Raw genomic sequence first — 20,869 nt, 5'->3', positions numbered from 1 at the left:
ATAGCTTCCATCACCCTCTAGTCTCGACTTGCCATCACAAGGAGAGAGCGATGCAAACGACGCGCGGCAATGATTTCGAGGAAATTCGTGACGCCGTGCGTGCTCTGTGTGCCGAGTTTCCATCGGAATATCATCGCAAGATCGATGAAGTTCGCGGTTATCCCGAGGCATTTGTAAACGCCCTGACCGAAGCGGGTTGGATGGCGGCCCTCATTCCCGAACAATATGGCGGTTCAGGCCTCGGTCTCACCGAAGCCTCGATCATCATGGAAGAGATTAATCGGTCGGGCGGGAATTCCGGCGCATGCCACGGCCAGATGTACAACATGAATACGCTGATCCGCCACGGATCGGAGGAGCAGCGCCAGCGATACCTGCCGAAGATCGCGTCCGGGGAGCTCAGGCTGCAGTCGATGGGCGTGACTGAGCCGACCACCGGGACCGACACGACCCGGATCAAGACGACTGCGGTCCGCCAGGGCGATCGCTATATTATCAACGGCCAGAAGGTGTGGATCTCCCGCATTCAGCATTCCGATCTGATGATCCTGCTCGCCCGCACGACGCCGCTTGAGCAGGTCAAGAAGAAGTCGGAAGGCATGTCGATCTTCATCGTCGATCTCAAGGAAGCGCTCAAGAAGGGGATGAAGGTCCAGCCTATCCTCAACATGGTCAACCACGAGACCAACGAGCTGTTCTTCGATAATCTGGAAATTCCGGCGGAAAACCTGATCGGCGAAGAAGGGCAGGGGTTCAAGTACATTCTGACCGGCCTCAACGCGGAGCGTGTGCTGATCGCCGCCGAATGTATCGGCGATGGCTACTGGTTCGTCGAGAAGGTGTCTCAATACGTCAAGGAACGTACGGTGTTCGGTCGGCCCATCGGCCAGAACCAAGGCGTCCAGTTTCCGATCGCGGAAAGCTATATCGAGATCGAGGCAGCCAACCTCATGCGTTACGAGGCCTGCCGTCTGTACGACGCCAACGAACCCTGCGGCGCACAGGCGAACATGTCGAAATATCTCGCCGCAAAGGCCTCATGGGAGGCTGCCAATGCCTGCCTCCAGTTCCATGGCGGTTTTGGCTTCGCCTGCGAATACGATGTCGAGCGCAAGTTCCGCGAAACCAGACTTTACCAGGTCGCGCCGATCTCGACCAATCTGATCCTCAGCTATGTTGCCGAACATGTGCTTGGCCTGCCGAGGTCCTTCTGATGGCGGAGCACGCGCGGCTCCCCCTCCAAGGCATCCGTGTCGTCGCTATCGAGCAGGCGGTGGCGGCACCGTTCTGCTCGTCGCGGATGGCCGATGCCGGTGCGGAAGTCGTCAAGATCGAGCGGCCCGAAGGAGACTTCGCACGCGGCTACGATGACGTCTGCGCCGGACAAAGCAGTTATTTTGTCTGGCTCAATCGCGGCAAGCAGTCATTGATCGTCGATCTGGCCTCCCACGAGGGCAAGCGGACACTCTCCGAACTCCTGGCGGGGGCTGACGTTCTCGTGCAAAATCTCAAGCCGGGCGCTCTTGATCGTCTCGGCTTCGCCCCTCGTGAGATGCGGATGACCTATCCCCGGCTCGTGATGTGCTCGATCAGCGGATACGGCGAAAGCGGTCCCTTATCCGACCGAAAGGCCTACGATCTTCTCATCCAGGCGGAATCGGGCCTTTCCTCGATCACCGGGAGCCCCGACATGCCGGGCCGGGTCGGTATTTCAGTTGTGGACATCGCGACGGGTGCGATGGCCTATTCTGCTATTCTCGAAGCGCTCCTGGCACGCGCGGCGACGGGAAATGGCGCGGATATCCGCATCTCGATGTTCGATGTCATGGCAGACTGGCTTTCCGTCCCTCTGCTTCATCAGGAGGCCGGAAGGCCGCCCAGGCGAATGGGCATGGCACATCCTTCTATCGCACCATACGGCATCTTCCGGACACTGGATGGCAAGGACATCCTGATTTCGGTTCAAAACAATCGGGAATGGACACGGTTCTGCGCGCTGGTTCTGGACCAGCCGCAGATTGCCGGGGACAAGCGCTTCGCAGACAATGTCGGCCGCGTCGCCAACCGTGTCGATCTGAACGAGATCGTAGCGACGGCATTTGCGTCGATGAGCGAGAACCGGGCCCGAACGCTGCTCAGCCAGGCGGATGTGGCATTTGCCGCCGTCAATGACATGGAGGCCCTCTCCCGGCATCCCCACCTGCGAAGGATCGAGGTCGAAACGACGACCGGCACCGTTTCCTATCCGGCGCCGGCGCCAATCTTTGTTGATCAGCCGCGGATCTATGGGCCGGTTCCGGCGCTCGGCGAAAACGCACTTGGTGCGGCATCCCATACGCAGGAGGCAATCTGATGTCGGCATCCACTCTTTTGAATATCGAGCACCTACGATCGTGGATAGGCCGCGAGGAGAGCGTCTCAGATGTCATATCGGTCGATCTCGTGAAGAGGTTTAACGCCACATTCGACCTGTCGGAGGAAGCTCCGTCGATCGGAGACGACGCCCCGCTGCAGATCGGCTATTGCATGGCGCAGCCCACGGCACCCACCAGCCTGCTTGGCGAGGACGGCCATCCGCAACGCGGCGGTTTCTTTCCGCCCGTACCGCTGCCCCGCCGCATGTGGGCCGGAAGCACGATAATATTTCACGGCGGTTTGCGGGTCGGAGATACGATCCGCCGGGTCTCCCGCATTGCCGATGTCGTCGTCAAGGAAGGCAGTTCCGGAACCCTGTGTTTCGTGACGGTCCAGCACAAGGTGGATGTGGACGGCTCGCTCAGGATCGAGGAAACGCAAAACATCGTGTATCGCGACGCGGCCGGTCCGCAGGATGCAGTGAAATTAGCGGCGCGCGATCCCGCTCCTGCCGGCGAGCACCGCCGGGCCACCGCTATATCGACGCCGCTTCTGTTCCGCTATTCCGCGCTGACCTTTAACGGACACCGCATCCACTACGACCGCCCCTACGCGGTCGAGGTCGAATACTACCCGGGCCTCGTGGTGCACGGGCCGCTGCAGGCGACTCTCCTCTTGAACTATGCGGCCGAGCTGAAGGGAAGGGCACCTTCGAAATTCATGTTCCGGGGTCTTTCACCGCTTTTCGACGATGACAAGGTCAACCTTCATGCGACGGCCGTCGACAGCGATACAATCAAACTGTGGACGGCGCGCGAGAACGGCCCGGTCGCGATGAGTGCGGAGGCGAGCTGGTCATGACACTTGCGAGTTTCACCATTCCTCTCTTCGTGCCGGGAAACCGACCCGAGCGTTTCGTGAAGGCAGCCTCATCCGGTGCGGACGCGATCATCATCGATCTGGAAGATGCGGTGGCGGCCGATTCCAAGGATGAGGCGCGTGCGGCGCTCAGGGCCGACTTTTCCGATCTTCCCGTCCTGGTCAGGGTCAACGGCGAAGGAACGCCATGGCACGTGGAGGACATGGTAGCGGTGTCGCATCTGCCGTTTGATGGCGTCATAGTTCCCAAGTCGGAACTCGGGGGAGCGTTTCCCGAAATCGCCGCAAATTGCGGTCTGCCCGTATTGCCCCTGATCGAGACGGCGCGCGGCCTCTCTCATGCAAGGCAGATTGCAGCGCTCCCCGGCGTCGCGAGGCTCATCTTCGGATCCGTGGATTTCTGCGCGGATCTCGGCCTTGCTCATACGCGCGAGGCGCTGCTTTCTGCACGCGCGGAACTGGTTCTGGCAGCCCGGCTGGCCGGCATCGCAAGCCCAGTCGATGGAGTGACGACATCCATCGACGATCTGGATCTCATAACGGGCGACGCACGTTACTCGCTCGAACTCGGGTTCGGCGGCAAGCTTGCCATCCACCCCCGCCAAATCCATGCGATCCGGGCCGGCTTCCAGCCGAAGCAGGCGGAAATAGATTGGGCAGTCAGAGTCCTTGCAAGCGGTGCAGGTGTAGCCACGGTCGACGGCGCCATGGTCGATGAACCGATCAGGATAAGAGCCCGGTCAATCCTTGCCCGCGCAGGCGGACCGCAATCTGATACCTCGTCACCCCACAGTTATACGGACGGTTAGCGCAATGAAAATCCTGGTGCCTGTTAAGCGAGTTGTCGATTACAACGTGAAGATCCGCGTCAAGCCGGATGGCACGGGCGTCGAGCTTGCCAATGTGAAGATGTCGATGAACCCGTTCGACGAAATCTCCGTCGAAGAGGCTCTGCGGCTGAAGGAAGCAGGCAAGGCGGAAGAAGTGGTGGTCGTCTCGATCGGCCCGGCAAAGGCCGAGGAAACGCTGCGCACGGCGCTTGCCATGGGCGCCGACCGCGCCATCCTCGTCGAGACCGACGATATGGTCGAGCCGCTCGCCGTCGCCAAGATCCTGAAGGGCGTCGTCGATGCCGAACAGCCGGGCCTGATCATTGTCGGCAAGCAGGCGATCGATGACGACAGCAACCAGACCGGCCAGATGCTGGCGGCGCTTCTCGGCTCCGCGCAGGCGACGTTTGCCTCAAAGATCGAGCTTGCCGGCGACAAGGCGACCGTCACCCGCGAAGTCGACGGCGGCCTGCAGACGATCGAGGTCAAGCTTCCGGCCGTCGTGACCACGGACCTGCGTCTGAACGAGCCACGCTACGCCTCGCTGCCGAACATCATGAAGGCGAAGAAGAAGCCCCTCGACAAGAAGACGCCGGCCGATTTCGGCGTCGACACCGCGCCGCGCCTCAAGGTTCTGAAGACCGAGGAGCCGGGTGGCCGCAAGGCGGGCATCAAGGTCGGTTCGGTAGACGAGCTGGTATCGAGCCTAAAGACCGCCGGCGTGATCTGAGCAGGCAGGACAGGAGACAACAATCATGACCATTCTTCTTCTCGCAGAAAACGACAATTCCGGCCTCTCTGACCAGACCGCCAAAGCACTGACGGCCGCCTCGAAGATCGGTGGCGACGTGCACGTTCTGGTCGCCGGCGCAGGCGCCAAGGCTGCTGCCGATGCTGCCGCTAAGCTTGCCGGCGTCGCCAAGGTTCTGGTCGCCGACGATGCAAGCCTTGCCAACAATCTCGCCGAACCGCTGGCCGACCTGATCGTTTCGCTTAGCGCCTCCTACGACGTCATCATCGGCCCGGCGACGACCTCGGCCAAGAACGTGCTTCCGCGCGTCGCAGCCCTGCTCGACGTCGCCCAGGTGTCTGAAATCGTGGAAGTCGTTTCGGCCGACACGTTCAAGCGCCCGATCTATGCCGGCAACGCCATCCAGACCGTGCAGTCGACCGACGCCAAGAAAGTGATAACGGTCCGCACCGCCTCCTTCTCCGCTGCCTCCCGAGGCAACGCGGCCGTCGTCGAGACAATCTCGGCGGCGGCCGATCCGCAGCTGTCCTCCTTCGTGTCGGATGCGCTGGCCTCGTCGGATCGTCCGGAACTGACCTCCGCCAAGGTGATCATTTCCGGCGGCCGTGCACTCGGCTCATCCGAGAAATTCCAGGAGGTCATCCTTCCAGTCGCCGACAAGCTGGGCGCCGCCGTCGGCGCATCACGCGCAGCCGTCGATGCCGGCTATGCCCCCAACGACTGGCAGGTCGGCCAGACCGGCAAGGTTGTTGCCCCCGACCTTTACATCGCGGTGGGCATTTCCGGTGCGATCCAGCATCTGGCCGGCATGAAGGATTCGAAGGTCATCGTCGCGATCAACAAGGACGAGGAAGCACCGATCTTCCAGGTCGCCGATTACGGCCTCGTCGGCGATCTCTTCGACATCCTGCCCAAGCTCGAACAGGCGCTGTGACACGATGAGCGAGCAGGACCTTCCCGAACGCGAATCGATGGAATTCGATGTCGTGATCGTCGGCGCCGGCCCCGCGGGCCTTTCGGCGGCGATCCGGCTGAAACAGGTCAATCCCGATCTGACCGTCGTGGTGCTGGAGAAGGGGGCCGAAGTCGGCGCCCACATTCTCTCCGGCGCGGTGGTCGACCCGGTCGGCATCGACGCGCTTCTGCCTGACTGGCGCGAGGACGAAAGCCATCCGTTCAAGACCGAGGTGACCGACGACCAGTTCCTGTTCCTCGGCCCCGCCGGCTCCGTTCGCCTGCCGAATTTCGCCATGCCGCCCTTGATGAGCAATCACGGCAAATACATCGTCTCGCTCGGCAATGTCTGTCGGTGGCTCGGCGCCAAGGCCGAGGAACTCGGCGTCGAGATCTATCCCGGCTTTGCCGCATCGGAAGTGCTCTATGACGACGACGGCCGCGTCATCGGTGTCGCGACCGGCGACATGGGCATCGAGAAGAACGGCGAGCCGGGACCGAACTATACGCGCGGCATGGCGCTGCTCGGCAAGTATACGCTGATCGGCGAGGGCGTGCGCGGTTCGCTGGCCAAGCAGCTGATCGCCAGGTTCGATCTTTCGAGCGATCGCGACGTCCAGAAATTCGGCATCGGCATCAAGGAACTGTGGCAGGTCAAGCCCGAGAACCATAAGCCGGGCCTCGTGCAGCATTCCTTCGGCTGGCCGCTCGACCTGAAGACCGGCGGCGGTTCCTTCCTCTATCACCTGGAAGACAATCTCATCGCCGTCGGCTTCGTTCTGCATCTCAACTACAAGAACCCCTATCTCTTCCCCTTCGAGGAGTTCCAGCGGTTCAAGACCCATCCGGCGATCGCCCCCACCTTCGAGGGTGCCAAGCGCATCTCCTATGGTGCGCGTGCCATCACCGAGGGCGGCTACCAGTCGGTGCCAAAACTGTCCTTCCCTGGCGGCGCGCTGATCGGCTGCTCTGCCGGTTTCGTCAACGTGCCGCGCATCAAAGGCAGCCACAACGCGGTCCTGTCCGGCATTCTCGCCGCCGACAAGATCGCCGCCGCGATCGCCGATGGCCGCGCCAATGACGAGCCGGTCGAGATCGAGAACGCATGGCGCGACGGACCGATCGGCAAGGACCTCAAGCTGGTCCGCAACGTCAAGCCGCTGTGGTCGAAGTTCGGCACGATCCTCGGCATCCCGCTTGGTGGCCTCGACATGTGGACCAACCAGTTGTTCGGCTTCTCGCTGTTCGGCACGCTCAAGCACGGCAAGACCGATGCGGCAAGCCTCGAACCGGCGGCCAAGCACACGAAGATCGATTATCCGAAGCCGGATGGCGTTCTGACCTTCGATCGCCTGTCCTCGGTCTTTCTGTCCAACACCAACCATGAGGAGGACCAGCCGGTCCATCTCAAGGTGAGGGATATGGAACTGCAGAAAAAATCCGAGCACGACATCTTTGCCGGCCCCTCGGCCCGCTACTGTCCGGCCGGGGTCTATGAGTGGCGCGAGCAGGATGGCGAGGAGGTCTATGTGATCAACGCGCAGAACTGCGTCCATTGCAAGACCTGCGATATCAAGGATCCCAAGCAGAACATCAACTGGGTTCCGCCGCAGGGTGGCGAAGGTCCGGTCTATCCGAACATGTAGGAGTATACCGAATGCGGATTGTCATGCTTGGCGCACCGTGTGCTGGCAAGGGAACACAGGCAGCGAAGCTAGCACAGCGCCTACAGATCTCGCATCTTTCAACGGGTGAAATGTTGCGGAAAGCGGTCGCTTCGTCGTCGGCCATCGGGCTCGCTGCGAAAGACGCAATGGATCGTGGGCAACTCGTTCGCGATGAGATCATTACCGGCTGCGTTGAAGAGGGCTTGCATGCGGCGAGTGCATCTTCCGGGTTCATCCTCGACGGTTTTCCGAGAACGACAAGCCAGGCTTCGATGCTGGATGATCTGCTGAAACGTCAGACGTGCCCCCTGGATATTGCTTTCGAGCTTGTCGTGAACGAGGAGGAACTTCTCAGGCGCATTAAAAGCCGAGCGGAGCTATCCCGTTCTGAAGGACGACAGGCTCGAAGCGACGACAATCCAAAGATTTTCGCGCAGCGGATGACCGCCTATCATTCCAGTACGGCTCCTGTCTCCGATTACTATCAGAAGCGGGGATTGCTCCATCGGATCAATGGTCTCCTCAATGCTGAAGCCGTCACCGAAGAGATCGCCAGATTGCTCAAGCTTTAAATTCTCCAGCCATTCGGCCCGATCTTTTCAAAAGGAGTATTTCATGCCGATATCGAAAATTCTCGTTGCCAACCGTTCCGAAATTGCGATCCGCGTGTTTCGCGCTGCCAACGAGCTTGGCATCAAGACGGTGGCGATCTGGGCAGAAGAAGACAAGCTTTCGCTGCACAGGTTCAAAGCGGACGAGAGCTACCAGGTCGGGCGCGGCCCGCATCTCGCCAAGGATCTCGGGCCGATCGAGAGCTATCTGTCGATTTCGGAAGTTATCCGTGTCGCCAGGCTTTCCGGTGCCGACGCCATCCATCCCGGCTACGGGCTTCTTTCCGAAAGCCCGGAATTCGTTGACGCCTGCGACGAGGCCGGCATCATATTCATCGGTCCTCGGCCCGATACGATGCGACAGCTTGGCAACAAGGTCGCGGCGCGCAATCTGGCGATTTCAGTCGGCGTTCCCGTGGTGCCGGCCACCGATCCGTTGCCTGACGACATGGCCGAGGTCGCGAAGATGGCGGCCGAGATCGGCTATCCGGTCATGCTGAAAGCGTCCTGGGGCGGCGGCGGGCGCGGCATGCGCGCCATCCGCGCGGAAGCGGACCTCGCCAAGGAAGTGGTCGAAGCCAAGCGTGAGGCGAAGGCCGCTTTCGGCAAGGACGAGGTCTATCTCGAAAAGCTCGTCGAGCGCGCTCGCCATGTGGAGAGCCAGGTGCTCGGCGATACGCATGGCAATGTCGTGCATCTGTTCGAACGCGATTGTTCGATCCAGCGGCGTAACCAGAAGGTTGTAGAACGCGCACCGGCGCCATACCTTTCGGAAGCGCAGCGGGCCGAGCTTGCGGGCTATTCGCTGAAGATCGCCAAGGCGACGAATTATGTCGGCGCCGGTACGGTCGAGTATCTGATGGATGCCGACACGGGCAAATTCTACTTCATCGAGGTCAACCCGCGCATCCAGGTCGAGCATACGGTGACGGAAGTCGTTACCGGTATCGATATCGTCAAGGCGCAGATCCATATTCTCGAGGGGGCTGCGATCGGGACGCCGGAATCGGGTGTGCCGGCGCAAGACGATATCCGTCTCAACGGTCATGCGCTGCAGTGCCGTATTACGACGGAAGACCCGGAACAGAATTTCATCCCGGATTACGGTCGTATCACCGCGTACCGCTCTGCCGCCGGCTTCGGCATCCGGCTCGACGGCGGCACCGCCTATACGGGTGCGATCATCACCCGCTATTACGATCCGCTGCTGGTCAAGGTAACGGCCTCGGGCTCCACGCCGCGGGAAGCGATCAGCCGTATGGACCGCGCATTGCGCGAATTCCGTATCCGCGGTGTCGCCACCAATCTGACCTTTCTCGAAGCGATCATCGGCCATCCGAAATTCCTCGACAACTCCTATACGACGCGGTTCATCGACACGACGCCGGAGCTGTTCGAGCAGGTAAAGCGTGCCGACCGCGCAACAAAGCTCTTGACCTATCTCGCCGATGTGACGGTCAACGGCCATCCGGAAACGAAGGGGCGGCCGGTGCCGTCCGGCAAGGTGGCCAAGCCGGTCCTGCCGTTCATCGAGGGCAAGATTCCGGACGGCACCAAGCAGAAGCTGGACCAGCTGGGGCCGAAGAAGTTCGGTGAGTGGATGCGGGGCGAAAAGCGTGCCCTCATCACCGACACGACGATGCGCGATGGCCATCAGTCGCTGCTCGCCACACGCATGCGTACACACGATATCGCCCGCATTGCCGGCGTCTATTCGCGGGCGCTGCCGGATCTCTTCTCGCTGGAATGCTGGGGTGGCGCGACTTTCGACGTGTCGATGCGTTTCCTGACCGAAGATCCGTGGGAGCGCCTGGCGCTGATCCGCGAAGCGGCGCCGAACATACTGCTGCAGATGCTGCTGCGCGGGGCCAACGGCGTCGGCTACAAGAATTACCCCGACAATGTGGTGAAATACTTCGTCCGGCAGGCAGCCAAGGGCGGGATCGATGTGTTCCGCGTGTTCGACTGCCTCAACTGGGTCGACAATATGCGCGTTTCCATGGACGCGGTGAACGAGGAGAACCGGCTCTGCGAGGCGGCGATCTGCTATACGGGTGATCTTGGCAATTCGGCGCGGCCGAAATACGATCTCAAATATTATGTCGGGCTGGCACAGGAGCTGGAAAAGGCCGGGGCGCATATCATCGCGGTCAAGGATATGGCGGGCCTCCTGAAGCCTGCAGCAGCACGCACGCTGTTCAAGGCGTTGCGCGAGGCGACCGATCTGCCGATCCATTTCCATACGCATGATACGTCGGGCATTTCCGCCGCGACCGTGCTTGCCGCGATAGATGCCGGCGTCGATGTCGTCGATGCGGCGATGGATGCGCTTTCGGGCAATACCTCGCAGCCCTGCCTCGGCTCGATCGTCGAGGCGTTGTCCGGGTCGGAGCGAGACAGTGGCCTCGATCCGGAATGGATCCGGAAGATTTCCTTCTACTGGGAAGCCGTGCGCAACCAGTACGCCGCCTTCGAAAGCGATCTCAAGGGGCCGGCATCGGAAGTCTATTTGCACGAAATGCCGGGCGGCCAGTTCACCAATCTCAAGGAACAGGCCCGTTCGCTCGGGCTCGATACGAAGTGGCACAAGGTCGCCCAGACCTATGCCGACGTGAACCGGATGTTCGGTGATATCGTCAAGGTAACGCCGTCCTCCAAGGTGGTTGGTGACATGGCGCTGATGATGGTCAGTCAGGATCTGACGGTTGCCGATGTCGAGAACCCGGACAAGGATATTGCGTTTCCCGAATCGGTCGTCTCAATGTTGAAGGGCGACCTTGGCCAGCCGCCGGGCGGATGGCCGGAAGCAATCCAGAAGAAGGCGCTGAAGGGCGAAAAACCCTATACCGATGTGCCGGGTTCGCTGCTGCCACCAGCCGATCTCGATGCCGAGCGCAAGGCGATCGAGGAGAAGTTGGAGCGCAAGGTCGACGATTTCGAGTTCGCCTCCTACCTGATGTATCCGAAGGTGTTCACCGATTTCGCCTTGGCTTCGGAAACGTATGGTCCTGTTTCCGTGTTGCCGACGCCTGCCTATTTCTACGGCCTGGCAGATGGCGAAGAGCTGTTTGCCGATATCGAACGGGGCAAGACGCTGGTCATCGTCAACCAGGCGACGAGCGCGCCGGATGCGCAGGGCATGGTGACGGCCTTCTTCGAGCTGAACGGTCAGCCGCGCCGCCTCAAGGTGCCGGATCGCAACCGGGCTGCCTCAAGCGCTGTCCGGCAGAAGGCGGAAGCCGGTAATGCCGCACAACTCGGCGCGCCGATGCCGGGCGTCATCTCGACGGTGGCCGTTGCTGCCGGACAGAAGGTTCAGGCCGGCGACGTGCTGCTTTCCATCGAGGCGATGAAGATGGAGACGGCGCTGCATGCGGAAAAGGACGGTACGATTGCCGAAGTGCTGGTCAAGGCCGGCGACCAGATCGACGCCAAGGACCTGTTGATCATCTACGGGTAGCTGCTTGGTGTCACGCTCGTCTCGCCCACCACTGCAAATCCAATGGAAATCTCGAGAGAAGCAGGAGCGCTTTTAGCATGATCATAGGTAGCCCCGTCGAGATATGGGTTGGCGAATCTCGTGTCGCCATGACGCCTGATTCCGCGCTTCAGCTGCAGAAGCTGGGTTATGATTGTTTGATCGAAACGGGGGCTGGCAAAGCTGCCGGCTTCTCGGACGATGCCTATCGGGCAGCTGGCGTGACCGTCGTCGAGGGGGCTAAAGCTTTGAACTCGCAGTCCGACATCATCGCCAAGGTTCGTCCGCCGGAAGCCGCAGAGCTGGCCGCCATACCTCACGGCAAGACGCTGATCTCGTTCTTCTATCCGGCGCAGAACACTGCGCTTTTGGAAGAGGCGAAGACCAAGGGCGTCAACGTCATCGCGATGGACATGGTGCCGCGCATTTCGCGTGCCCAGAAGATGGATGCGCTCTCGTCGATGGCCAACATCGCCGGCTACCGCGCCGTCATCGAGGCCGGCAACAATTTTGGCCGCTTCTTCACCGGTCAGGTGACTGCCGCCGGCAAGGTGCCACCGGCCAAGGTTCTGGTCATCGGCGCAGGCGTTGCCGGTCTTGCCGCCATCGGCACGGCGACCTCGCTCGGTGCCATCACCTATGCCTTCGACGTTCGTCCGGAAGTGGCCGAACAGATCGAATCCATGGGCGCCGAATTCGTCTTCCTCGATTTCAAGGAAAGCCAGCAGGACGGCGCCGCCACCGGTGGTTATGCCGCCCCGTCCTCACCGGAATTCCGCGAGAAGCAGCTGGAAAAATTCCGCGAGCTTTCGCCTCAGATCGACATCGTCATCACCACGGCTCTCATTCCGGGCCGCGATGCGCCGAAACTCTGGACCGCCGACATGGTGGCAATGATGAAACCGGGATCGGTCATCATCGACCTTGCAGCCGAGCGCGGCGGCAACTGTGATCTGACCGTCGCGGACCAGAAGATCGTCTCGGAAAACGGCGTGACCGTCGTCGGCTACACGGATTTCCCGAGCCGCATGGCTGCCCAGTCGTCGACCCTCTATTCGACCAATATCCGTCACATGATGACGGACCTGACGCCGGCCAAGGACGGTGTCGTCGTCCATAACATGGAAGACGACGTCATCCGCGGCGCGACCGTTGCCTTCGAAGGCGAGATCACCTATCCGCCACCGCCGCCGAAGATCAAGGCTATCGCAGCCCAGAAGCCAAAGGAAAAAGCCAAGGAACTGACAGCTGAGGAAAAGCGCGCGAAGGAAGTCGCCGGGTTCAAGGCGCAGACCAAGAACCAGGCGATTCTGCTTGCCGTCGGCACGGCGCTGCTTCTGCTCGTCGGCGCATTCGCGCCCGCCAGCTTCATGAGCCATTTCGTCGTCTTCGTGCTTGCCTGCTTCATCGGCTTCCAGGTCATCTGGAACGTGTCGCATTCGCTGCATACGCCGCTGATGGCCGTCACCAACGCCATCTCCGGCATCGTCATTCTCGGCGCCCTGTTGCAGATCGGTTCCGGCAACTGGCTGGTCGTCATTCTCGGCGCCCTCTCGGTTCTGGTCGCCACCATCAACATCGTCGGCGGGTTCCTCGTCACACGGCGCATGCTCGCCATGTTCCAGAAGTCGTGATCGGGTAGGGGTTTAACATTATGACGATCGGTATCGTTTCGGCCGCCTACATTTCCGCGGCTGTTCTTTTCATCCTTTCGCTCGGCGGCCTTTCCGGCCAGGAAAGCGCCAAGCGCGCCGTCTGGTACGGCATTGTCGGCATGGCGCTCGCCGTCATTGCCACCGTGCTCGGCCCGCAGGTTCCCGGCGGTTTCGGCAACTGGTTCATCATCTTGCTGATGATCGCCGGTGGCTCGGTCATGGGGTATTACGTCGCTGCCCGCGTGCAGATGACGGAAATGCCGCAGCTGGTTGCAGCACTTCACTCCTTCGTCGGCCTCGCTGCCGTCTTCATCGGCTACAACGCCCATATCGAAGCATGGCGCGTTGCCGGCATGGACGAGGCGACCCGCGCTGCTCTCGAAGGCTTTTCCGCCATTCTCGCCCACAAGACCCCGGTCGAACTCGCCATCATGAATGTCGAAGTCTTCCTCGGCGTCTTCATCGGTGCGGTCACCTTCACGGGCTCGGTCGTAGCCTTCGGCAAGCTTGCCGGCAAGGTCGACGGCAAGGCCAAGAAACTGCCGGGCGGTCATTTTCTGAACGCCGGCGCGGCCATCCTGTCGCTCATCCTGCTTGTGATGTACGCCAACGGTTCGGGCGTCTGGACGCTGGTCCTGATGACGCTGCTCGCCTTCTTCATCGGTTACCATCTGATCATGGGCATCGGCGGCGCCGACATGCCGGTCGTGGTGTCGATGCTGAACAGCTATTCCGGCTGGGCGGCGGCTGCCATCGGCTTCACGCTCGGCAACGATCTGCTGATCGTTACCGGCGCTCTGGTCGGCTCATCCGGCGCGATCCTGTCCTACATCATGTGCAAGGCGATGAACCGCTCCTTCATCTCGGTCATCCTCGGCGGCTTCGGTGGTACCACCGGTCCGGCCATGGAAATCGAAGGCGAGCAGGTCGCCATCGATGCCGATGGCGTTGCCAATGCGCTCAATGATGCCGATTCGATCGTCATCGTGCCGGGTTACGGCATGGCCGTCGCACAGGCGCAGCAGGCCGTTTCCGAGCTGACCCGCAAGCTGCGTGCGGCGGGCAAGGAAGTCCGCTTCGCCATCCACCCGGTTGCCGGTCGTCTGCCGGGCCACATGAATGTGTTGCTCGCCGAAGCCAAGGTGCCTTACGACATCGTGCTTGAGATGGACGAGATCAACGACGACTTCCCGTCGACGGATGTCGTCATCGTCATCGGCTCCAACGACATCGTCAATCCCGCCGCCGAAGAAGACCCGAATTCGCCGATCGCCGGCATGCCGGTTCTGCAGGTGTGGAAGGCCAAGCAGGTCTTCGTCTCCAAGCGCGGCCAGGGCACCGGTTATTCCGGCATCGAGAACCCGCTCTTCTACAAGGAGAACACGCGGATGTTCTACGGCGACGCCAAGAAGTCGGTGTCCGAGCTTTTGCCGAAGGTCGCGTAAGGCGCTCTCAACGGATGCACAGGGTTATCGCAATCGCAAATCGTCAATTGGGAACGGCGTATGGACAAGTTCACGACGACCGGTGCTCTTCGTGTAGCACTTGCTGAGTACAGACAACGTGGCGCTCGTATCGGTTTCGTGCCGACGATGGGCTATCTCCATGCTGGCCACATGAAGCTCGTTTCGGAGGCGCGCCTGGAGAATGATGTCGTCGTTGTATCCATCTTCGTAAACCCGTTGCAGTTTGGTCCAGCGGAGGATCTCGCACAGTATCCGCGTGACCTCGAACGAGATACCTTTATGCTGCAGTCCGCGGGCGTCGATATACTGTTCGCGCCGTCCGTTGAAGATATGTACCCACAGCCGATGAAGACGGTCGTCGATGTTCCAGAATTCGCCGGCTTGCTCGAAGGCGAGGTTCGTCCCGGCCATTTTGCCGGTGTGGCGACCGTTGTCTGCAAAATGTTCAACATCGTACAGCCAGCAGCCGCATATTTCGGTGAGAAGGACTACCAGCAAGTCATCGTTATCAAGCAGATGGTCAGAGATCTTGCGATACCTGTACGTGTTGTATCCGTGCCGACCGTTCGGGCTTTCGATGGTCTCGCGCTCTCATCCCGCAATGTCTATCTCGACGCGCGCGAGCGGCGGGCAGCCAGAGTGGTGCCGGGTGCACTTGCTGAGGCCGAGCGTTTGATTGCCGAGGGAAAAACGAATCCAGCGCTCTTGGAAAAGATGCTTGTCGAGTTCATCAGCAACGAACCGTTGGCGGAACCGAAAGTCGTGGCGGTGCGTGATGCCGAGACCCTGCAGTCGATACAATCAATAGACCGACCGGTTGTGATCGCAGTTTTCGTGCGGATCGGCGCAACGAGACTTCTCGACAACAGAGTGATTGCTCCAAAAGGGAATGCCCAATGAGCACTGCCAGCCTAACAAGACGGCTGACGCCGTCGCGTATCCGAGCGATGAAAGGAGGTACCCCGATCGTCTGCCTCACCGCCTATACCACGCCGATGGCGTGCGCTCTCGATCAGCATTGTGATCTCCTTTTGGTGGGGGATTCGGTAGGAATGGTTCTCTACGGTATGGACAGCACCATTGCCGTCACGCTCGACATGATGATTGCGCATGGGAAGGCAGTGATGCGTAGTGTTACGAGGTGCTGCGTCGTCGTCGATATGCCATTCGGCACTTATCAGGAATCAAGAGAAATCGCCTATCGCAATGCGGTTCGCATTCTACAGGAAACCGGGTGCAATGCGGTGAAGCTAGAGGGAGGCGAGGAAATGGCTGAAACGGTCGACTTCCTAGTCGCTCGTGGAGTGCCAGTAATGGGCCACATTGGCCTCATGCCACAGCGGGTCCATACCGCTGGTGGCTATCGTTCCGTTGGGCACTCAGACGTTGAAGCCAATAAGATCCGTCGCGATGCCCTGGCCGTCGCAGAGGCGGGGGCCTTCGCCATTGTCGTAGAGGGTACTGTGGAGCCTCTTGCACGCGAGTTAAGCTCTGCTGTTGATGTGCCCACAATTGGCATAGGTGCGTCGGCTGCATGCGATGGTCAGATTCTGGTATCGGAAGATATGCTTGGGCTGTTTTGCGATTTCACGCCGCGTTTTGTAAAACACTACGGTGATCTCCGTCAGCGGATCGGCTCGGCTGTCCATGCTTATGCCGGTGATGTTCGCGCTCGTAGTTTTCCAGCCGCAGAACACACCTTTAAGCGGCGTTGATTACGGGCCCCATAGATGTGAGATACTGATTTTCTCGGCCTTTGCGGTCTTTTTTGGGGAGCCAGACCTATCGCGAGACGAAACGCGGATCAGCACAGATCGCATTCGAGGCGACGCTCCATACCTGACTAGGTGCTTTCACGACCAGCCGGCGCGCTTGTCGACCAGAACCGGACGTGTTGGTGTGGTGGGGGTAGACGAATTGGTAAGCGGCGGGCGACAACTGTAACGCTCGCCAGGCAACAACTCCTTTATGTAGCGAACTTTAATTTTACGACCATACGGCGAGTGGACCGCAAGGCATCTGTGTGCCGTCTAGATAAAGGAGGCCGTGTCCGGTCAAATGACCAACTGGTGAGGGTCCGGTGGCGCTGATGCGGCGCCTTTGCTGTACCGGTCATGGATATTATCCGACTTGTACGGCGCGGCAATACGGGTCATCCGCATAGCTGCCCCTTTGCTTGGAGACCGGCGAGCCGCCCATGCAATCTGCGCTCAACAGCCCCATAGAGCTAGTGAGTTCGTTACGCGATACAAACGCGGGCCAGCCCGGCGCGCCCTTCCGTGCCACTATCACACAGCCTCACAAAAGCGTGCCGCACAGCCTTTTGATGGAACTATAACCATCTGTAGAATAACATTTTTTTCGGAACTCTTCAGCGCTGACGCGGGTTATTCAGGCGTCCAACGCGACAGGATGTCCTCGCCAGACAAGGTGGACGATCCGATGACTACCCGCCTCTACCAGTTAAAACGCAAGGAGCATTACTATGAAAAAAATTATCTCTTTCGCCGCCATGATTTCGGCAACGATTTTTGCAGCTGGCGCTTCCGCTCAAGATGTCGGCGCAGATGTGTCGTCGACACCCATGGTGACGATCGTCGACGTCAATGCCGACCCCAGCACCAGTGAAGGCAGCCGCGCTCCGGTGACCATCACAGATCCGAGCGCGGAGGTTATTCAAAGCGCCCAGGCCGAAGCTAGCGCTGACCCTACAATCATGGAAGCTCTGTCGGAGCAGAATGTCGACCCGCAGAATGTGATCAATATTGAAACAGCGCTCAATGGTGGCAAAATCGTCTACTACCGATAAGACCTGATCAAGACTTCGAGAAGCCGGGCGGATAAACAGCCCGGCATTTATCCCCCCCTCGCTTCCGACCGGCTGGTCCGGCTCCCCTAGAGAGTTCGGTGTGGTTGTAGGTGAGAGGCCAATTATGTGCACGATGCCGGCGGCCAACTGGTGCGAAACGGAATGAGCTGCTCGTTGCGGCCTTGATCTGCCTTGTCGGCGTTTGACCTACCCATCTATCAACAGACCAACGACCGTATCTGACGGTGTTCAATATCAGACCTGCTCACAACGCGCCTTCTGTCCGTCAGTAGGAAAAGGCCTCCAATTCGCGCAGCATGGCTGACGGACCGCGTGGGCTCGAAGGCATTGGCATAAATGGTTACGCTGCAGGCCCACACAGTGCTTGTAAGCTTGCTGCGACAAGATCTGTAGTCTCAAGAGAGATTCTGTCGATGACCATCGTGATATGTGCATTAGAACTGTTAGCGATTATTCACGTGAGTGGCTTTTTTCATATCTCGGCCACTGTCCCAGTCATGGCAATATTTGCCAATCTTTCCTGATCTTGAATTTCTTCTTTTCCATCAGAAAGGGCGGGCAACTCCATAACGTATCTCCTTCCGAGGCAGCACATCAGCGCAAAGCCCCTGCACTCAGATGGTACCGTAGGCTTACGCCGGCTGTCGTGTCTTCGCCATTCTGCCCGATCGCCAGAAAATCTCCGGGCGGGTTCGCGATCTTGCGAAGCGTTCCTGACTTTCCCTCGGCTAACTCGATCGGCGGGACACTCTGCCGATGTAACATTTTCCGATGTCGAGCCAGTGTCCGAGGCAAACCTCATGATGAAGCTGTTGTGATCCACGGGGTGGCAAAATTCCGTTTCCCCACAGCAGGTTTGCAGTAAAATTGAAAATTCACTCTTCCTTTTAACCTTACACTATCGGTGGACAATTCATGCAACCGCGCCCCTTAAGAATCGTCGCTACCATCGTTGTTACAGCTTTTTGCGTGGGCACTGCCTTTGCTCAATCACCTGGAGAGCGCGAACCAATTGTAATCAAGGAGCAAGGCAGTTTCGCCGTTGGTGGCACAGTTGTGACGACACCGGGCACGTTTGATGCCTTAGATCCGCGGAATCCTGCGGGACAAACATTCCATGGCGATCATGCCTATGCTTTTTATCAGGTTCCTGTGAACCCTAGGAAAATGCCTATCGTCATGTGGCATGGCGGGGGCCAGTTTTCGAAAACATGGGAGACAACTCCGGATGGTCGCGAGGGATTTCAGAACATCTTTTTGCGCCGGAATTTTTCAACCTACGTCATCGATCAGCCCCGTCGTGGCAACGCGGGCAGAGCAGTTGTTTCTGAGGAGATAAAGCCCACTGGCGATGAGCAGTTTTGGTTTGGAATGTTCCGGCTTGGTGTCTGGCCGAACTATTTCGAAGGCGTGCAATTTGCGAATAATGCCGAAACCCTCAATCAGTATTTTCGTGCGATGACACCCAACACAGGCCCGTTTGACGTCCGTGTTGTGACAGATAGCGTCGATGCGCTTTTCGAAAGGATCGGACCGGGTATCTTGATGACCCATTCGCAGAGCGGTGGTCCAGGGTGGTTGCTGGTCAGCGAAAGCCAGAATGTCAAAGCGATCGTGTCTTTCGAGCCGGGTAGCAATTTCGTTTTTCCAGAGGGTGAGGTGCCCGCGGATATCATCAGCGCACTCGACACGATCCGCGGCAATGCTGTACCGATGTCCGACTTCCTACCCCTGACGAAAATACCGATCATCATCTTTTACGGCGACAACATTCCCGTGACGCCGACCGATGTTCCAACGCAGGATGCATGGCGCGCCAGACTGGAGATGGCGCGGAAATTCCGGGACGTTGTCAATAGCCATGGTGGGGACGTAACTGTCGTCCACTTGCCGGAATTAGGTATTCGCGGGAATACCCATTTTCCGTTTTCCGATCTGAACAACATCGAGATCGCCGATCAAGTCTCGGCGTTTCTTTCGCAGAAGGGTTTGGACTGAGCCATCGAGATGCGCGGCGGCTAAGCCGCGCACTCCTCGCTGGATGGCAACCCATCATTGGCAAACGAGATCTGCCATACCGAACCTGGCTATCGCGCGCGCAGCATTGCTCCGCATCTGCAACGCGGACGCGGTCACAGATGCGGAGATCGCATGCGTCCGCGGCCGCGGGCTTGACGATGAATGAATAAACATCCATTCTTCCATCGAGTGGCATCATGTTCTGGGAGGAAACGATGAAGACACTATTAGAATTGGCGTGTGCAATCGCGGTTGCCATAACCATGTCGGTGACCGCAGCGACCGGGGCAGAACCGACGAAAATTTCTGTTGGTTTAAGTTCTACAAGCCTACCAGTCGCGGGAGCCCTGATCGCGAAAAAGATGGGACTGTTTGAGAAACACGGTCTTGATGCGGACGTTACATCTCTTGAAAACGGCAGCGTAGCCACGGCAGGCCTGGTTTCAGGGTCGATGGATTTCATCGTGACCGGCCCGACGGATGTGGTCGTTGCCAATGCGAGGGGACAGCGGCTTGTGGCACTTTGCGCCCTGTATCGCGGATACAGCGGAGTAACCGTCCTCTCAAGGTCGACAATTGACGGTCTTGGGGTATCTCCCTCGGCCTCCATCGAAGAGCGCGTAAAGGCACTTGACGGATTGGTGATCGCGGCACCAAGCGCTGTGTCCAACTATACCCTTGGCCCCAAGTTGCTGACGGAACCAACAGGCGCCAGAATCTCATTCACATATATGGCTCAATCGGCGATGTACGCGGCGCTCGAAAGCGGAGCCATCCAGGGCTTCACTGCGGCTGCGCCATTCTACACGAAGAGTGTATCGAGCGGGAATGCCGAGATCTGGCTCAGCGGTCCCAATGGTGACTTCGCAAATGCTGCCGAGACCGCCAATTCCGTCGTCCTCATCGCAACGCGTTCATTTGCCGAGGCCAACTTAGACACTGTGCGGCAAGCGTGCGCAGCCTTTAGAGAGGTCTCTACAGCGTTTAAAGAAAGGCCCGACGAGGTGAAGAATGCGATCGCTCAGGTCTACCCTGATCTTGACCAGCCTACAATCGACTTGCTTTTTGCGACGGACTCTCCTGCATTTGCAACAAGACCGCTTACAGAAGCGGATATGACCCGAGAAATCAATTACTTCAAAGCCAGCGGGCTTGCGCTGGATACAAGCGCTTTGGATCCGAAGGATCTTCTGTTTGTCCCATGATAATTAGAGCAACAGCATTTTCAATGCGAGCATCAGCCTGAGACTCTACGCCAATTCGCGCGTCGTGCATCTTTGACTAAAAAAGGTGCGCGATCCTTCTCAAAGTCAGTTAATGACGCGTGGCAATCCGAGATACCCCAAACAGCCGGGATTAGCCGCATAGCTCGCG

16 protein-coding genes are annotated in these 20,869 nt (G+C 59.2%); all 16 read left to right on the top strand.

The window, feature by feature from the left end; all coding sequences use genetic code 11:
- Positions 1–50: 50 nt before the first annotated feature.
- The 16 genes from AC0JZ4_RS24495 to AC0JZ4_RS24420 all read left to right on the top strand — a co-directional run bounded on the left by AC0JZ4_RS24495 (position 51) and on the right by AC0JZ4_RS24420 (position 20,700).
- Positions 51–1,214, top strand: coding sequence for an acyl-CoA dehydrogenase family protein (locus AC0JZ4_RS24495; protein ID WP_471889129.1), 1,164 nt, complete (start codon positions 51–53; stop codon positions 1,212–1,214).
- On the top strand, positions 1,214–2,353 hold the full coding sequence (locus AC0JZ4_RS24490) for a CaiB/BaiF CoA transferase family protein (protein WP_471889128.1): 1,140 nt from the start codon (positions 1,214–1,216) through the stop codon (positions 2,351–2,353). Before AC0JZ4_RS24495 ends, AC0JZ4_RS24490 begins: the two co-directional genes overlap by 1 nt.
- Positions 2,353–3,216, top strand: a complete 864-nt coding sequence (locus tag AC0JZ4_RS24485; protein WP_471889127.1) for an HTD2 family dehydratase — start codon at positions 2,353–2,355, stop codon at positions 3,214–3,216. The genes AC0JZ4_RS24490 and AC0JZ4_RS24485 overlap by 1 nt, the downstream gene beginning before the upstream one ends.
- On the top strand, positions 3,213–4,043 hold the full coding sequence (locus tag AC0JZ4_RS24480) for an HpcH/HpaI aldolase/citrate lyase family protein (protein WP_471889126.1): 831 nt from the start codon (positions 3,213–3,215) through the stop codon (positions 4,041–4,043). Before AC0JZ4_RS24485 ends, AC0JZ4_RS24480 begins: the two co-directional genes overlap by 4 nt.
- A 4-nt stretch (positions 4,044–4,047) precedes the next feature.
- A complete protein-coding gene (locus AC0JZ4_RS24475; RefSeq protein ID WP_471889125.1) occupies positions 4,048–4,794 on the top strand; it encodes an electron transfer flavoprotein subunit beta/FixA family protein in 747 nt (248 codons plus the stop codon).
- Positions 4,795–4,819: 25 nt separating this feature from the next.
- Complete coding sequence (locus AC0JZ4_RS24470) at positions 4,820–5,749, top strand: electron transfer flavoprotein subunit alpha/FixB family protein (RefSeq protein WP_471889124.1); 930 nt, start codon at positions 4,820–4,822, stop codon at positions 5,747–5,749.
- A 4-nt stretch (positions 5,750–5,753) separates the two neighbouring features.
- Positions 5,754–7,415, top strand: coding sequence for an electron transfer flavoprotein-ubiquinone oxidoreductase (locus AC0JZ4_RS24465; RefSeq protein WP_471889123.1), 1,662 nt, complete (start codon positions 5,754–5,756; stop codon positions 7,413–7,415).
- A gap of 11 nt (positions 7,416–7,426) precedes the next feature.
- On the top strand, positions 7,427–8,008 hold the full coding sequence (locus AC0JZ4_RS24460; RefSeq protein WP_471889122.1) for an adenylate kinase: 582 nt from the start codon (positions 7,427–7,429) through the stop codon (positions 8,006–8,008).
- A gap of 43 nt (positions 8,009–8,051) precedes the next feature.
- Positions 8,052–11,507: a pyruvate carboxylase gene (pyc, locus tag AC0JZ4_RS24455; RefSeq protein WP_471889121.1), complete on the top strand. Its 3,456-nt coding sequence runs from the start codon at positions 8,052–8,054 to the stop codon at positions 11,505–11,507.
- Positions 11,508–11,584: 77 nt separating this feature from the next.
- Positions 11,585–13,159, top strand: coding sequence for a Re/Si-specific NAD(P)(+) transhydrogenase subunit alpha (locus AC0JZ4_RS24450; RefSeq protein WP_471889120.1), 1,575 nt, complete (start codon positions 11,585–11,587; stop codon positions 13,157–13,159).
- 20 nt (positions 13,160–13,179) lie between these two features.
- Positions 13,180–14,625, top strand: a complete 1,446-nt coding sequence (locus AC0JZ4_RS24445; RefSeq protein WP_471889119.1) for an NAD(P)(+) transhydrogenase (Re/Si-specific) subunit beta — start codon at positions 13,180–13,182, stop codon at positions 14,623–14,625.
- Positions 14,626–14,685: 60 nt separating this feature from the next.
- Positions 14,686–15,546 carry a pantoate--beta-alanine ligase gene (gene panC / locus AC0JZ4_RS24440; RefSeq protein ID WP_471889118.1) on the top strand — a complete coding sequence of 287 codons (861 nt, stop codon included), beginning with the start codon at positions 14,686–14,688 and terminating at the stop codon, positions 15,544–15,546.
- Positions 15,543–16,361: a 3-methyl-2-oxobutanoate hydroxymethyltransferase gene (panB, locus tag AC0JZ4_RS24435; protein WP_471889117.1), complete on the top strand. Its 819-nt coding sequence runs from the start codon at positions 15,543–15,545 to the stop codon at positions 16,359–16,361. The genes panC and panB overlap by 4 nt, the downstream gene beginning before the upstream one ends.
- Positions 16,362–17,131: 770 nt before the next feature.
- Positions 17,132–17,455 (top strand): hypothetical protein, encoded by a 324-nt coding sequence (locus tag AC0JZ4_RS24430; RefSeq protein WP_471889116.1) that lies wholly within the window; start codon positions 17,132–17,134, stop codon positions 17,453–17,455.
- 936 nt (positions 17,456–18,391) lie between these two features.
- Positions 18,392–19,474, top strand: a complete 1,083-nt coding sequence (locus AC0JZ4_RS24425; RefSeq protein WP_471889115.1) for an alpha/beta hydrolase — start codon at positions 18,392–18,394, stop codon at positions 19,472–19,474.
- Positions 19,475–19,710: 236 nt separating this feature from the next.
- Positions 19,711–20,700, top strand: coding sequence for an ABC transporter substrate-binding protein (locus tag AC0JZ4_RS24420; protein ID WP_471889114.1), 990 nt, complete (start codon positions 19,711–19,713; stop codon positions 20,698–20,700).
- Positions 20,701–20,869: the final 169 nt, after the last annotated feature.

It is taken from the genome of [Rhizobium] kunmingense (assembly GCF_977018605.1).
This window is presented reverse-complemented; position numbering and strand designations above follow the sequence as displayed.